Genomic DNA, 14,785 nt, shown 5'->3' with positions numbered 1-14,785 from the left:
CAAAGAGTGGCCTAGGCGCCCAGGGGCATGCCGGCCGCCTCGCGCCGCAGCAGGCGCGAAGCATGGAATTCGATCAGGGGCAGCAGTTCGTCTTCCTGGGGGCGCAGGTAGGCGTGATCGCCATCCAGCCATTCCAGGGTGAAGGGGCCACGGGTCTCACGGCGCCAGGCACGCAGGTCGTCCTCGCTTAGGCAGTCACGCCGCGCGCCGAGCACATGCAGCGCACAGGGCAAGGGCGCGCGGCGCTGGTAGCGATAGCTCTCGGCCACGGCGAAATCACTGCGTAATACCGGCAGTAGCTCGCGGCGGAACAGCGGGTCGGCCAGCAGCTCGCGCGGCAGGCGTGCGAAACCATCGAGGCCGGCGAACAGCTCGCCATCGCTGCGCGAAGTCATGCGCGGCGCCTGCAGGCGGCGAGACGGCGCACGCGAGGCCGATGCGAACAGCGCCAGCGGCGCCTCGTAGCCATCGGCAATCAACGCCTGGGCCAGCTCGAAGGCGAGCATGGCGCCCAGGCTGTGGCCCCACAGCAGATAGGGTCCATTGCATTCGCGTAGCCAGGCCTGCTTGAGGTCGGCCAGCAACGCCGGCAGCTCCTGGCACAGCGGCTCGCCCTCGCGGGCACCGCGGCCTGGCAATTCCAGCGGGCAGACTTCCAGCCAACGAGGCAGGCGCTTGCGCCAGCGTGCATAAGGCATGGCGCTGGCGCCGGCATGAGCCAGGCAGAACAGCTGCATCAGGCGTCCATGGCCTCGCGCAGGCTGCGCGGGCGCATGTCGGTCCAAACGCTGGAGATGTGCGCCAGGCAGGTCGGCTTGTCGCCACGTACGCCGTCTTCGCGCCAGCCGGCAGGAACGGCCTTGTAGGCCGGCCAGATGGCATATTGCTGCTCGTCGTTGACTACCACCAGGAAGGTGGTTTCGGGGTTATCGAGACTCATAGGGCATCCCTCATGAAAAGTGGCACGCTTTAAAGACGCATGAAGCTGCGAATAATTTGCATTTAATTCGATTGCGCGGACATGACAGTGCCCGACGAGCCAATTACAGCCCGCCCATCATTGAAATCAGAAAAGAAACTCGGGTGAGGCATCTGCGGAGCGCCCACTGCGTGAGCACTCCGAAAAGCGAATCGAGGCGGGCCTCAGGCCGGAACGGAGCCACCGATCTCGCGCACCGCGTCTTGGGTGGCGCGATCACGGGCTTCCCCAGTTAGCTCGGACAGGCGCCCGCCATCCATCTTCAGCAGGCGATCGGCCTGGTCGAAGTAGTGGTCGTCGTGGGTGATAGCCAGCACGGTCTTGCCGGCAGCCTTCAGCTGCGGCAGCAGTTCGCGGTAGAACAGGCGCCGGAACAGCGGGTCCTGGTCGGCCGCCCACTCGTCGAGGATCAGGATGTCGCGGTCCTCGAGCATCGCCAGCATCAGCGCCAGGCGCTTGCGTTGGCCCTGGGAGAAGCGCGTGTCGGCCAGGCGGCCGGCGGCGAACTTGACCTTGTGACGCAGGCGCAGGCGATCCAACCACTGTCCGACCAGCGACTCGTCCACTTCCGCCGCCGCCGGACCGAGCAGGCGGGAAAACAGGTGGAAATCGGTGTACACGCTGGCGAACAGCTGACGATAGGACTGCCACTGGTGCGGCTGCACAATGTGACCATCCAGGCGGATCTCGCCACTGGCCGGGCGATGCAGGCCTGTGAGCAGGCGTGCCAGGGTCGACTTGCCGCTGCCGTTGCCGCCGACCAGGAACACCAGTTCGCCGCGGCGCAGCTCCAGGTCGATGGGGCCAACATCAAAGCCGGCCTCGTCGCCCTCCCCCGGATAGCGATAGACCAGGCCATCCAGCTGCAGGCTCTGCCAGTCCCCCAGGCTGGATACGGCGGCGATGTCGCTGGTTTCCGGCGCCAGGTCCAGCGCTTCCAGCTTGTCCAGCGAGATACGCGCGGCCAGCAGGCTGGGCAGCGCGGCGACGGTGGCAACCATCGGTGCGCGCAGGAACAGCACGGTCAGAGCAAACGTGGCAGCGACTTCCCCGGAGGCCCAGCCCAGGCCGCTGGCACAGAAAAACACCAGGCCGATGCTGCCCAGCACCATAGCGTTGGCCCAGTTACCGGCTAGGCCGTTGAAGATGTCAGCACGGGTGACGTTGTCGCGATAGGCGCGTGCGTCGCGGTCGAACTCTTCGTCGTAGAGCATGCGCGCGCGGTCACGGTTGAGCGCCAGCTCCTTGCGACCGTCGATGATCGCCTGGTAGTCCTGATACAGGTGGTCTTCCGCTTCGCGCAACAGACGGATGTGATGATTGACCTTGCCGACAAAGAACCAGCCCACCAGCAGGGTGAGCGCCAGCCAGCCAGCGGTGATGCCGAACAGCGCCGGCGATAGCCAGGCCAGGTAGCTGAAAGCGGCGATGCTGAGGATCAGGCCGTAGGTCAGCTCCGGCATATAGACGAAGGCGATGGTGATGTTGCGGATGTCGCTGGACAGGCTGGCGAGGATGCGTGCCCCGCCGATCTGCTCCAGGCGCTCGATATCGGTGTCCAGCACGCGGCGCACCAGGCTGCGACGCAGGCGGTAGACGAAGCGGTGGCCAAGCGTGTGCAAGGCCACCTGCCCCGCTCCCGAGCTGATCATCAGCAGCGCCAGCAGGCCGAGGAAACTGAGCAGCGTGGTCGCCAGCTCTCCTTCCAGGCGTATCAGCTTGAGGTTGATGAAGGCGATCACGCCAACGCTGAGCACCGCGCTGCACAGGCTCAGCAGTACGATGCCAGAGAGCGGCAGGCGGTTTTCACGGAACAGCAGCTTGAGCAGTTTCATGTCAGATCCAGAACGGCGAAAACATCAGGCCGCCTCGGCGTCGAGGCGGCTGCGGCAATGGCTGAGCGCATCGCGCAGCAGGAAGTGCACCAGGGTCGGCGAGGCGCTGAGGTAGGTCGCCACCTCACGCTGGCTGTAGCCTTCCAGCTGACTCATGGTGAATACGGTTCGGGTGCGCTCCGGCAATTCGCCCAGTGCGTACTGAAGGCGCTGCCACTCCAGCTGCCCGATGGCGCGCTGCTCGGGGCCGGACTGCGGCGCGGGAAGCTCGTCGAGCAACTCATCGTCGGCGCTGTAGCGACCCTCGAGGGACTGCCGGCGCAGGCGGTCGATGGATAGATTGCGCACCATGCGAAACAGGTAGCGCAGCGGGTCTTCGATGGCGTGGCGGTCACCGCTTTCCCACAATTTCAGAAATGCATCGTGCACTACATCTTCGGCACGAGCACGGCAACTGAGTACGCCTTGAGCAGCGTCGATCAGCACTCGCCGATGTTCTGTGTACAGGTTCTCCAACCCGATATCCCTGGTGTTGGCGCCCAAGCCTAGCGGCTTGCCAGCAGGCTCCTGCCAACGGCGAAACGTCCCCATTGCCCAATCCTCGGTTGCAACGTGAGGCGCATCTTAATGATAATCCTTATCAATTCAAGCATCGCGGTAGACTTTTTCTGCATAAACAAAAACGCCGCCAGAAGGCGGCGCTTTGCCAGCATGATCGCGATTTTTTACAGCTAGATGATCATCACTACACGACCGCCGGTTGGACAGGTTTCCATGAACTGATTGGCTGCTACGAACTCCTCGAAGGCGAACGACCTGGCAATGGTTGGCTTGAGCAGGCGATCCGCAGTCAGCTGATTGATCCGCACGATGGCCCGCTGTACGGCCTCCTCGTCCCGCTGCAGGCCCAGCTCCGGCTGGCCGGTGAAATCCATCACGCAGTGGCGGAAGAACTGCAGGTGTTTCTTGAACGCTGCACAGGCTGGGAAGGCTGCATCGTTGCCGCCGTTGACGCCGTAGATGATCAGCTTTCCGCGAGTCGCCGCGACATCGCCGAGCAACTTCATCTGTGGGCCGGCGCACTGGTCAAGCACCACTTCCACACCTTTGCCGTCAGTGAAGCGCTCGACCTCGAGGACCAGATCCTGCTCCTCGGTATCGATTATCTTGTCGGCACCTAGGTCGCGAAGATAGCTGCGAGTATCCCCTTCGCTGGTGGCTGCGATGACCACTGCGCCCAGGGCCTTGGCCATCTGTACTGCCTGCGGCGCCAGGCAATGGGCCGCCTCGGTGATCAGCACGCGCTGCCCTGGCTGGATCTCGGCCAGTTCGACCAGAGCGAAATACGCCAACATATAAGGGGTGTAGTGCACGGCCGCTTCGGCCGGCGTGAGCACATCGGGATAGCGAGCCAGCGCACTGCTTGGCATCAGTACCAGATCGCCCCAGGCGGGATACTGATTGGTACTGAAGGCCGGGAAACTGGCCACCGCCATGCCAGGAGCGAGATTCTCGACGCCAGGCCCTACACCCTCGACCACACCAGCCAGCTCGAAGCCCACGCCTGCAGGCAGTTGCGCAGACTGATCGGGCGCCAGATTCTGCCGCCACAGGACATCGCGCCAGCCGACGCCAAGTGCCTGGGTACGCACCAGCACTTCGCCGTGACCGGGAATCGGAGTAGGTAATTCCTCCAGACGCAGCACACTGGCATCGCCGAACTGGTGGAAGCGGATCATGCGGGACATCACACACCTCGCCTTTGGACTCTATGGCCACGGACTCTATACGGGCTTTACTCGGGGTACCACCCGCAGCGATTGATAGTCACCATAAACGGGGCTGATCGGCGAGTTCATCCGGGCTTGACGTTATCTTGCCATGGACGCACCTTTCACACACCCAACGTGGAATAAGACCATGAACCGCAACGACCTGCGTCGTGTCGATCTCAATCTGCTGATCGTGTTCGAGACGCTGATGCACGAGCGCAGTGTGACCCGGGCGGCGGAGAAGCTGTTCCTAGGGCAGCCGGCGATCAGCGCGGCCCTCGCCCGCCTGCGTAGCCTGTTCGACGACCCCCTGTTCGTTCGTACCGGGCGCAGCATGGAGCCTACGGCCCGTGCCAACGAAATCTTCGCCCTGCTTTCTCCGGCTCTGGACTCCATTTCGACGGCGGTCAGTCGTGCTACGGATTTCGATCCAGCCACCAGCAACGCCGTGTTCCGTATCGGTCTTTCCGATGATGTCGAGTTCGCCCTGCTGCCCTCCTTGCTGCGCCGCCTGAGGGCGGAAGCCCCTGGCGTAGTATTGGTGGTGCGTCGCGCCAACTATCTGCTCATGCCGAACCTGCTGGCTTCAGGCGAGATATCGGTCGGGGTGAGCTATACGGATGAGCTTCCGGCCAACGCCAAACGCAAGATTCTGCGCCGTAGCAAGCCCAGGCTGCTCAGGGCCGACAGTGTTCCGGGAGCGATCAGCCTGGACGACTTCTGCGCGAGACCCCATGCGCTGGTTTCTTTCGCCGGTGACTTGACGGGGTTCATCGACGAGGAACTCGAGAAGCTGGAGCGCAAACGACGAGTCGTGCTGGCTGTGCCCCAGTTCAACGGGCTGGCCACCCTGCTGGCTGGCACCGATATCGTCGCCACCGTGCCCGACTACACGGCTGCAGCGCTCACCGCTGCGGGAGGCCTGCGTGCTGAGGAGCTACCGTTGCCATCGCGCACCTTCGAATTGCATATGGCCTGGCGTGGCGCCCAGGACAATGATCCGGCGGAGCGTTGGCTGCGTTCGCGCATCCAGATGTTCTGCGGCGACCCGGACAGCCTGGGCTGACTTAGAGGAGCCGCGGGTCGAGCGCCAGATCGACCTCGCACGCGGTCGCCTGACAATGTGCGAAACCAGAGTGACGCGGGTTGAGCAGGACGTTGTATTCCGGCGGCACGATCACCGAAGGCACCACTAGGCCGAGTGAGCTCAGGCTTTCCAGCCAGGCGTCACCCGCTTGCTGGGAATCGGAGGTGAGCGGTTCGGCACTCCACTGCTCCGGTAATGGGAACAGGCGCATCAGGCTGTCGTCGGGTACCTGGATCTCCAACACGACGAAATCGTCCAGTGCCTGCTCGTCCTTGAGGTGAACCAGCACCTCGAGGATGGCGAGAGAGATACTGGTGGCACAGTACACCGCGCGGCGTCCCGGACTGTTCCAGCGGCCGCCGTAGAGCTCCGCACCCACTCCACTCCAGCAACTGTCGATATGACGGCGCCGGCAGATTCGATAAAGCCTCACACGAACACGCCATGTTCCAGGCGATGAATCAGGGCGAGAACTTCCCGGGTACCGAGCTCGGTACGCAGGTAATCGACTGGAGTCTGCCCTCCCAAAGCTCGTTCGGGGCCGTTGAGCCAGCGCGAGGTAGCCTCGGCGTTGCCACCGAAGAGCTGGAGCGCGGCGTCGTAGATGGTCAACAAGCTGACCAGGCGATCGCTTTCCTCACGCTGGAGGCGGCCACTCTCGCGTCGTCTGGCGAGAGTGCGCTCGCTCAGATTGAGGCTGCGCAGGATCTGGGCGGAGGTCAGTTGGGAGGCGCGAGCGAAACGGTCGATGAGCGCATGGCTCATCCCTTTCTCTATCTCCAGTTGCAACAGCCTGACATCCGCAGGTAGGCCCAAGAGGCTCCAGATAGAGCGGCTACTCGATGGCGGCGGCTGGAAGCGGGGCATTTCGGCCAGAGCGACGATACCCATGATGTCTCCTGTCAGATGGCAGGCAATTGTTTGCCATATGGCAAGAATACTACCCCGTGTGGTACCAGCCAAGTCCGTTGTTGCCGCACCGATTTGATGACTCAAAATCACGCGCATTGATAATTGAATTTGCGGCATTCGATTCGTCGCAGAAAAGAACACTGCGCAGACTCCGCCCATTCACAAATCCGACTGGCGGAGTCAAACATGGAACAGTCAAACACTATCTCCTGGCGCTTTCCCCTGGCCATTGCGGCGATGCTGGTACTAAGCGCCTGCGGCAAGGGTGAGCAAGCCAGCCAGCAGATGCCGGCCGCCAAGGTCAGCATCGCCGAAGTAATCGAGCAGCCGATCAACGAATGGGACGAGTTCACCGGTCGCCTGGAGGCTCCTGAGTCGGTCGAGGTCCGCCCGCGCGTTTCCGGCTACATCGACAAGGTGGCCTTCGACGAAGGCAGCCTGGTGAAGAAAGGCGACCTGCTGTTCCAGATCGACCCGCGCCCGTTCCAGGCCGAGGTCAAGCGCCTGCAGGCCCAGCTGCAGCAGGCCCGCGCCAGCCAGACCCGCGCCAACAATGAAGCCCGCCGTGGCGAGCGCCTGCGCCAGAGCAACGCCATCTCCGCCGAATTGGCCGATGCCCGCGCCAGCGCCGCCACCGAAGCTCAGGCTGCGGTAGCCGCCACCCAGGCCGAACTGGAGAACGCCCAGCTCAACCTCAGCTTCACCCGCATCACCTCACCGATCGATGGCCGCGTCAGCCGCGCCGAGATCACCGAGGGCAACCTGGTCGGCGCCGGCCAGTCCTTGCTGACCTCGGTGGTGTCCACCGACAAGGTCTACGCCTACTTCGACGCCGACGAGCGCGTGTTCCTCAAGTACATCGAGCTGGCCCGCAAGGCCGGTAGCGATGCCCGCGGCGCCAGCCCGGTGTACCTCGGTCTGTCTAGCGAGAGCGGCCACCCGCATGCCGGTCAGCTCGACTTCCTCGACAACCAGGTCAACCCACGCACCGGCACCATCCGAGGTCGTGCCGTGTTCGACAACAGCAAGGGCGAGTTCACTCCAGGCCTCTACGCCCGCCTCAAGCTGGTCGGCAGCAGCACCTACGCGGCAGCGCTGATCAAGGACGAAGCGGTCGGCACTGATCTCGGCAAGAAGTTCGTCCTGGTCCTCGGAGACAACAACACCGTGAACTACCGTGCCATCGAGCTCGGCCCGAAGCTGGAAGGTCTGCGCATCGTCCGCACCGGCTTGGCCAAGGGCGAGAAGATCGTGGTCAACGGTCTGCAACGTGCCATGCCGGGTGCCACTGTCGATCCGCAGTCCGTGCCGATGGCCGACGACGCCACCCTCGCCCAGCTGGCGCGCCTGCGTCAGGCCGTGGATGGCCGCGATGCCCCGCGCGTGGCCGAACAGCAAGTCAAATCCAGCAACGCACCGCGCGGCTGAGGTAGAACCCTATGAATTTCTCCCAGTTCTTCATCAAGCGGCCGATCTTCGCCGCCGTGCTGTCGCTGCTGATCCTGATCGCCGGTGCGATCTCGCTGTTCCAGCTGCCGATCAGTGAATACCCGGAAGTGGTGCCGCCCACCGTGGTGGTGCGCGCCAGCTTCCCCGGCGCCAACCCCAAGGTGATCGGTGAAACCGTCGCCTCGCCTTTGGAACAGGCCATCGTCGGCGTGGAAGGCATGCTCTACCTGTCGTCCCAGTCCACTGCCGACGGCAAGCTGACCCTGACCGTCACCTTCGCACTGGGTACCGACCTGGACAACGCCCAGGTGCAGGTGCAGAACCGCGTGACCCGCACCATGCCGACCTTGCCGACCGAAGTGCAGCGCCTGGGCGTGACCGTAGACAAGGCCTCGCCGGACCTGACCATGGTGGTGCACCTGACCTCGCCGGATCAGCGCTACGACATGCTCTACCTGTCCAACTACGCCGCGCTCAACGTGAAAGACGAGCTGGCGCGCCTGAATGGCGTGGGCGATGTGCAGCTGTTCGGCATGGGCAACTACTCGCTGCGTGTGTGGCTCGACCCGAACAAGGTGGCCTCGCGCAACCTCACCGCCACCGACGTGGTCAACGCCATTCGCGAACAGAACCGCCAGGTCGCCGCCGGCGCCCTCGGTGCGCCGCCCTCGGATGCTGGCAACAGTTTCCAGCTGTCGATCAACACCCAGGGTCGCCTGGTCAGCGAGGAAGAGTTCGAGAACATCATCATCCGTGCCGGTGACGATGGCGAAATCACTCGCCTGAAGGACATCGCCCGCGTCGAACTGGGTTCCAGCCAATACGCCCTGCGCTCGCTGCTGAACAACCAGCCAGCCGTAGCCATCCCTGTATTCCAGCGCCCCGGCTCCAATGCCATCGAAATCTCCGACTCGGTGCGTGAACGCATGGCTGAGTTGAAGCAGGCCTTCCCCCAGGGCATGGACTACGAGATCGTCTACGACCCGACCATCTTCGTGCGTGGTTCCATCGAGGCGGTGGTGCACACCCTGCTCGAAGCCATCGTGCTGGTGGTGCTGGTAGTGATCCTGTTCCTGCAGACCTGGCGCGCCTCGATCATCCCGCTGGCCGCCGTGCCGGTGTCGCTGATCGGTACCTTCGCCGTAATGCACATGTTCGGCTTCTCGCTCAACGCCCTGTCGCTGTTCGGCCTGGTACTGGCCATCGGCATCGTGGTGGACGATGCCATCGTCGTGGTGGAGAACGTCGAACGGAACATCGGCCTCGGCAAGTCACCGGTGGAAGCTACACGTCAGGCCATGAAGGAGGTGACAGGCCCCATCGTCGCCACCGCCCTGGTGCTGTGCGCCGTGTTCGTGCCGACCGCGTTCATCTCCGGTCTCACCGGGCAGTTCTACCAGCAGTTTGCCCTGACCATCGCCATTTCCACGGTGATCTCGGCGATCAACTCGCTGACCCTGTCGCCGGCCCTGGCTGCCGTGCTGCTCAAGGATCACCACGCGCCGAAGGACCGCTTCTCCCGCGTGCTCGACAAGCTGTTCGGTGGCTGGCTGTTCGGCCCGTTCAACCGTTTCTTCGACCGCGCCAGCCATGGCTACGTCGGCACTGTGAAGCGCGTGCTGCGCGGCAGCTCCATCGCCCTGCTGGTCTACGGCGGCCTGCTGGTGCTCGGCTACCTGGGCTTCTCCAACACCCCGAGCGGCTTCGTGCCACAGCAGGACAAACAGTACCTGGTCGCCTTCGCCCAGCTGCCGGACGCCGCCACCCTCGACCGTACCGAGGACGTGATCAAGCGCATGTCGGAAATCGCCGGCAAGCATCCGGGTGTGGAGAACACCGTGGCCTTCCCGGGCCTGTCGATCAACGGTTTCACCAACAGCCCGAACAGCGGCATCGTGTTCACCCCGCTCAAACCGTTCGATGAGCGCAAGGACCCAAGCATGTCTGCCGGCGCCATTGCTGCCGAGCTGAATGCCCAGTTCGCCGACATCCAGGATGCCTATATCGCCATCTTCCCGCCGCCACCGGTACAGGGCCTTGGCACTATCGGGGGCTTCCGCCTGCAGGTAGAGGACCGTGGCAGCCTGGGTTACGAAGAGCTGTACAAACAGACCCAGAACGTCATCGCCAAGGCGCGTCAGCTGCCTGAATTGGACCCGATGTCGGTGTTCACCAGCTACCAGGTCAACGTGCCGCAGGTGGAAGCCAACATCGACCGCGAGAAGGCCAAGACCCACGGCGTGGCCATCAGCGACATCTTCGACACCATGCAGGTGTACCTGGGTTCGCTGTACGCCAACGACTTCAACCGCTTTGGCCGCACCTACCAGGTCAACGTCCAGGCCGACCAGCAGTTCCGCCTGGAGCCCGAGCAGATCGGTCAGCTCAAGGTGCGCAACAACCGTGGCGAGATGATCCCGCTGTCGACCTTCGTCAAGGTGGACAACAGCGCAGGTCCTGATCGTGTGATGCACTACAACGGCTTCCTCACCGCCGAGATCAACGGTGCGGCGGCTCCGGGCTACAGCTCCGGCCAGGCCGAGGCGGCGATTGCCAAGCTGCTCAAGGAGGAACTGCCCAACGGCATGACCTACGAGTGGACCGAGCTGACCTACCAGCAGATCCTCGCTGGCAACACCGCGATCTTCATCTTCCCACTCTGCGTGCTGCTGGCCTTCCTGGTGCTGGCCGCCCAGTACGAGAGCTGGAGCCTGCCGCTGGCGGTGATCCTGATCGTGCCGACCGTGCTGTTCTCGGCCATCACCGGGGTGATCCTGGCCGGGGGAGACAACAACGTGTTCACCCAGATCGGTTTGATCGTATTGGTGGGCCTGGCGTGCAAGAACGCCATCCTCATCGTCGAGTTCGCCAAGGAGAAACAGGAAGAAGGCCTCGACCGCATGGCCGCGGTGCTGGAAGCCTGCCGCCTGCGTCTACGCCCGATCCTGATGACCTCCATCGCCTTCATCATGGGCGTGGTGCCCCTGGTGCTGTCGTCCGGTGCCGGCGCCGAAATGCGCCATGCCATGGGCGTGGCGGTGTTCAGCGGGATGAACGGCGTGACCTTCTTCGGCCTGTTGCTGACCCCGGTGTTCTACGTACTGATCCGCGCCTTCGTGGAGAAGCGCGAAGCACGCAAGGCCACCCAGATCGCTCACGAGGTGCATGCATGAAGCCGTTGATTCCCGCCCTGCTCGCCCTCGCGGTCAGTGCCTGCGCCGTCGGCCCGGACTATAAGGCGCCAGAAACCCAACCCGCGCAGATCACCGCTCTGGAGGCCGGCGATTACGACCGTACCGACTTCGAATCGGCCTGGTGGCAGCAGTTCGACGACCCGATCCTGAGCCAGCTGGTCCAGCAGTCGCTCAAGGAAAACCGTGAGCTGCGCGTGGCCTTCGCCCGCCTGCGCGCCGCCCGCGCCATCCGTGACGATGTCGGCAACGACCAGATGCCGGTGATTACCAGCCGTGCCAGCGGTGAGTTCGGCAAAGCTCAGCAGCCACCGACCAGCGACGAGCGCATCCGTCAGGAACGCTACGACCTGGGCCTGGATATGGCCTGGGAGCTTGACCTGTTCGGCCGCATCCAGCGCACCATCGAAGCCAGCGACGCGCAGAGCGAGGCCGCCGAGGCCGAGCTGTATCAGCTGCAGGTCAGCCTGATTGCCGAGCTTGTAGACGCCTATGGCAACCTGCGTGGTGCCCAATTACGTGAGCGGATTGCCCGCGACAACCTGAAGAACCAGAGCCAGTCGCGCGCCCTCACCGAGCAATTGCGCGACGCCGGCATCGGCAGCGAACTGGACGTGCTGCGCGCCGATGCGCGCCTGGCCGCCACCGAAGCCAGCCTGCCGCAACTACAGGCCGAAGAGGCGCGTGCCCGTCACCGCATCGCCACCCTGCTCGGCCAACGCCCGGAGCAGCTGACGATTGACCTGTCGGCCAAGCCGCTGCCGGTGATCGCCAAGGCCCTGCCGATCGGCGATCCGGCCGAGCTGCTGCGCCGCCGCCCGGATGTGCGCGTGGCTGAACGCCAACTGGCTGCTGCCACCGCCAACGTCGGCGTGGCCACCGCCGACCTGTTCCCGCGGGTCAGCCTGTCCGGCTTCCTCGGCTTCACCGCCGGGCGCGGCTCGCAGCTCGGCGCCGCCGATGCGCGGGCCTGGGGCGTGGCACCGACCATCAGCTGGGCGGCGTTCGACCTGGGCAGTGTGCGAGCCCGCCTGCGCGGCGCCGAGGCCGACGCCGATGGCGCACTGGCCAGCTACGAGCAGCAGGTGTTGCTGGCCCTGGAAGAATCGGAAAACGCTTTCAGCGACTACGCCAAGCGCCAGCAGCGCCTGGTCTCCCTGGTGCGCCAGTCCGAAGCCAGCCGCGCGGCTGCAGCCCAGGCTGCGGTGCGCTACCGCGAAGGCACCGAGGACTTCCTCGTGCTGCTGGATGCTGAGCGTGAGCGCCTGTCTGCCGAGGACGCCCAAGCCCTGGCCGAAATCGAGCTGTACCGCGGCATCGTCGCCATCTACAAGGCCCTCGGCGGAGGTTGGCAGCCCAGCGCCTGATCGAATCCGGCCCGAGCACGCTCGAGCCACACCATCCCTCCTGGGCCGACCCTGCCCTTGTCGGCCATTGCGCTCCCCGCGGCTCGCTCCTGACCGCGGGGATTTTTTTGCGCAGCCTTTCAACGTCTGATGGATTCATTCGGCTTCGACTCATCCCAGAACGGCCGCTCGCTTTCCTGAAGCGCATCGGCACGGCTCAGCCCTATATCCTTGAGCGCCATGTCGTCCAGGGTTGCCAGCATCCGGCGCTGGTTCGCAAGGTCATGCCAGTGCTTGAGCCGCTGCCAGAACTGCCTGAAGGAGAATTCGGGTTGCTCCCGCTCGAAGGAAACCGAGCGACTCAACACGTAGCCATTCTGATTCTTCATTTCATGCCCTCCCTGTGGGTTGGCGTCAGTCTCCCTTTCCCCATAAGATCAATCCAACGAATGTTTCTTATGTGACTCATCTTTAGGGTTGATGAATGACTGCCTATCCCAGCATTGATACCGAGCTGTTGCGCAGCTTCGTCGCCATCGCTGACAACGGTGGCTTCACTCGGGCAGCCGAGGCGGTGAATCGCACGCAATCCGCCGTTAGCATGCAGATGAAACGTCTGGAGGATGATGTGGTGCAGCGTGCCCTCTTCGAGCGCGATGGCCGGCAGGTGCGACTGACAGCCGAAGGCCAGGTGCTTCTTGGGTACGCAAGGCGCATCCTCAAATTGCACGGCGAAGTACTCAATACCCTGCGCGAGCCGCACATGGTGGGAGCCGTGCGTATCGGCACGCCAGACGACTATGTGATGCGCTTTCTACCCGAGATCCTCTCGCGCTTTGCCCAGGCCTATCCACTGGTGCAGGTGGAGGTACATTGCGAGCCTTCGAAGCAGTTGTTGCAGCGGCAAGATCTGGACCTGACCATCGTTACCCGGGAGCCGGGCAAGGAGATCGGCCAGTTGCTGCGCCAGGAGCGCTTTGTCTGGGCCGTGGCGCAGGGCCATACGCCCCATGAGCAGAATCCCCTACCGCTGGCGATGTTCAATGCCGACTGCTTCTGCCGTGCCTGGGCGTGCAATGCGCTGGATGCGATGGAACGTCCCTACCGCATCGCCTACACGAGCCCGAGCCTGGCTGCGCTGTTTGCGATCGTGGGCGCAGGCCTGGCCGTGACCGCCCAGCTGCAGAGCCTGATCACGCCAGATATGCGCATCCTTGGGGAATCGGAAGGCCTGCCCGTACTCCCGGCAACCAGTATCGTTCTGGTGCGCCACCCCCAGCGGCAGTCACAGGTCATCGACACCCTGGCAGAGCATATCGTCGAAGGGTTCAGGTAATGATGGCGAGGGCCGCCGTAGTGCTCTCAGCGCAGAGCCAGCAAGACAGCGCACAGCAGCAGGAAGCCGCAAAACAGACCGCGCAATACCCGCTCCGGTAGCGCATGGGCGAGCCTGACTCCCCACGAAATGCTGAGTAGACCACCGGCCGCCAGGGGAACACCCATGGCCCAGTCGACATGATCGTGCAGAGCGTAAGTGAACAGCGTGACGCCGGTGCTGGGGAGGGCCAGTGCCAAGGATAGGCCTTGGGCGACCAGCTGGCCGGCGCCGAACACATTGGTCAGCACCGGAACCGCCAGCACCGCCCCTCCTACGCCGAACATTCCGCCTAGAGCGCCCGCCGTACTGCCCAAGACACCGAGCCAGGGCCAGGGGTAGCGAAGCTCCGCCGAAGGCGTCGGATTGCGCATGACCAGCCGTGCCAGATTGTAGATAGCCAGGGCGACGAGGAACCCGATGAAGGCTATGCGCATGCGTTCCGCCTGAAGCTCCACGGCATAGAGCGAAGCCAGCCAGGCGAAAACGAACGCCGAGAGACTCAGCAGCAGTGCATTCCTGGGGTCGATGCGATTGCGTTGGTTATAACGCCATAGTGCCAGCACCACATTGGGCACCACCATGACCAGAGCGGTACCCTGGGCAAGCTGCTGATCCAGGCCAAACAGGACGCCGAGGGCTGGAATCGCTACCAGGCCTCCCCCAATGCCGAACAATCCTCCCAGGGTGCCCATTACCAAGCCGAGCAGCACATTCATGACGAGATCGAGGGTGTTCATCGGCGCCTCCTGAGGGTGGCCGCATGCTAGCTATTCCGTTATGGCTCGGAAACGCATAGCAGCGCACAATGGCTTTGCATAAATCGCAAAGGAAGACCT

General features: G+C 63.7%; 14 protein-coding genes. 5 read left to right on the top strand and 9 right to left on the bottom strand.

Annotated elements, in window-relative coordinates:
* Window positions 1-11: 11 nt before the first annotated feature.
* The 5 genes from IB234_RS16775 to IB234_RS16755 all read right to left on the bottom strand — a co-directional run bounded on the left by IB234_RS16775 (window position 12) and on the right by IB234_RS16755 (window position 4,562).
* Window positions 12-737 carry a thioesterase II family protein gene (locus tag IB234_RS16775; protein WP_192319935.1) on the bottom strand — a complete coding sequence of 242 codons (726 nt, stop codon included), beginning with the start codon at window positions 735-737 and terminating at the stop codon, window positions 12-14.
* Complete coding sequence (locus IB234_RS16770; protein ID WP_192319933.1) at window positions 737-940, bottom strand: MbtH family protein; 204 nt, start codon at window positions 938-940, stop codon at window positions 737-739. Before IB234_RS16770 ends, IB234_RS16775 begins: the two co-directional genes overlap by 1 nt.
* Before the next feature lie 203 nt (window positions 941-1,143).
* Window positions 1,144-2,814 carry a multidrug ABC transporter permease/ATP-binding protein gene (locus IB234_RS16765; RefSeq protein ID WP_192319930.1) on the bottom strand — a complete coding sequence of 557 codons (1,671 nt, stop codon included), beginning with the start codon at window positions 2,812-2,814 and terminating at the stop codon, window positions 1,144-1,146.
* Window positions 2,815-2,838: 24 nt separating this feature from the next.
* Window positions 2,839-3,405 carry a sigma-70 family RNA polymerase sigma factor gene (locus tag IB234_RS16760; RefSeq protein ID WP_192319928.1) on the bottom strand — a complete coding sequence of 189 codons (567 nt, stop codon included), beginning with the start codon at window positions 3,403-3,405 and terminating at the stop codon, window positions 2,839-2,841.
* 140 nt (window positions 3,406-3,545) lie between these two features.
* Window positions 3,546-4,562 carry a zinc-dependent alcohol dehydrogenase family protein gene (locus IB234_RS16755; RefSeq protein WP_192319926.1) on the bottom strand — a complete coding sequence of 339 codons (1,017 nt, stop codon included), beginning with the start codon at window positions 4,560-4,562 and terminating at the stop codon, window positions 3,546-3,548.
* A 172-nt stretch (window positions 4,563-4,734) separates the two neighbouring features.
* Here IB234_RS16755 and IB234_RS16750 point away from each other — a divergent pair, with 172 nt between their 5' ends.
* Complete coding sequence (locus tag IB234_RS16750; RefSeq protein ID WP_225580636.1) at window positions 4,735-5,652, top strand: LysR family transcriptional regulator; 918 nt, start codon at window positions 4,735-4,737, stop codon at window positions 5,650-5,652.
* 1 nt (window position 5,653) lies between these two features.
* Here the strand turns inward: IB234_RS16750 and IB234_RS16745 are convergent, their stop codons facing one another.
* Both IB234_RS16745 and IB234_RS16740 read right to left on the bottom strand, forming a co-directional pair.
* Window positions 5,654-6,106, bottom strand: coding sequence for an RES family NAD+ phosphorylase (locus IB234_RS16745; protein ID WP_192319924.1), 453 nt, complete (start codon window positions 6,104-6,106; stop codon window positions 5,654-5,656).
* Window positions 6,103-6,564: an antitoxin Xre/MbcA/ParS toxin-binding domain-containing protein gene (locus IB234_RS16740; protein WP_192319922.1), complete on the bottom strand. Its 462-nt coding sequence runs from the start codon at window positions 6,562-6,564 to the stop codon at window positions 6,103-6,105. The genes IB234_RS16745 and IB234_RS16740 overlap by 4 nt, the downstream gene beginning before the upstream one ends.
* Before the next feature lie 207 nt (window positions 6,565-6,771).
* Here IB234_RS16740 and mexE point away from each other — a divergent pair, with 207 nt between their 5' ends.
* From mexE to IB234_RS16725, 3 genes are read left to right on the top strand one after another with little or no spacing between them, the layout of a single operon-like run.
* The gene (gene mexE, locus IB234_RS16735; RefSeq protein ID WP_192319920.1) at window positions 6,772-8,013 is read left to right on the top strand and encodes a multidrug efflux RND transporter periplasmic adaptor subunit MexE; all 1,242 of its coding nucleotides are present in this window, start codon (window positions 6,772-6,774) and stop codon (window positions 8,011-8,013) included.
* 11 nt (window positions 8,014-8,024) lie between these two features.
* On the top strand, window positions 8,025-11,207 hold the full coding sequence (locus IB234_RS16730; protein ID WP_192319918.1) for an efflux RND transporter permease subunit: 3,183 nt from the start codon (window positions 8,025-8,027) through the stop codon (window positions 11,205-11,207).
* The gene (locus IB234_RS16725; RefSeq protein ID WP_192319916.1) at window positions 11,204-12,592 is read left to right on the top strand and encodes an efflux transporter outer membrane subunit; all 1,389 of its coding nucleotides are present in this window, start codon (window positions 11,204-11,206) and stop codon (window positions 12,590-12,592) included. The genes IB234_RS16730 and IB234_RS16725 overlap by 4 nt, the downstream gene beginning before the upstream one ends.
* Window positions 12,593-12,711: 119 nt before the next feature.
* On the opposite strand, the gene IB234_RS16720 is transcribed toward IB234_RS16725, so the two are convergent.
* Window positions 12,712-12,960 carry a DUF1127 domain-containing protein gene (locus IB234_RS16720; RefSeq protein ID WP_192319914.1) on the bottom strand — a complete coding sequence of 83 codons (249 nt, stop codon included), beginning with the start codon at window positions 12,958-12,960 and terminating at the stop codon, window positions 12,712-12,714.
* A 95-nt stretch (window positions 12,961-13,055) separates the two neighbouring features.
* On the opposite strand from IB234_RS16720, the gene IB234_RS16715 reads away from it, so the two are divergent.
* Window positions 13,056-13,907, top strand: coding sequence for a LysR substrate-binding domain-containing protein (locus tag IB234_RS16715; RefSeq protein WP_192319912.1), 852 nt, complete (start codon window positions 13,056-13,058; stop codon window positions 13,905-13,907).
* Between the two features lie 26 nt (window positions 13,908-13,933).
* Here IB234_RS16715 and IB234_RS16710 read toward each other — a convergent pair whose 3' ends face one another.
* Window positions 13,934-14,686 carry a sulfite exporter TauE/SafE family protein gene (locus IB234_RS16710; RefSeq protein WP_192319910.1) on the bottom strand — a complete coding sequence of 251 codons (753 nt, stop codon included), beginning with the start codon at window positions 14,684-14,686 and terminating at the stop codon, window positions 13,934-13,936.
* Between the last annotated feature and the right edge of the window lie 99 nt (window positions 14,687-14,785).

It is taken from the genome of Pseudomonas sp. PDM16 (assembly GCF_014851865.1).
Lineage (GTDB): Bacteria > Pseudomonadota > Gammaproteobacteria > Pseudomonadales > Pseudomonadaceae > Aquipseudomonas.
This window is presented reverse-complemented; position numbering and strand designations above follow the sequence as displayed.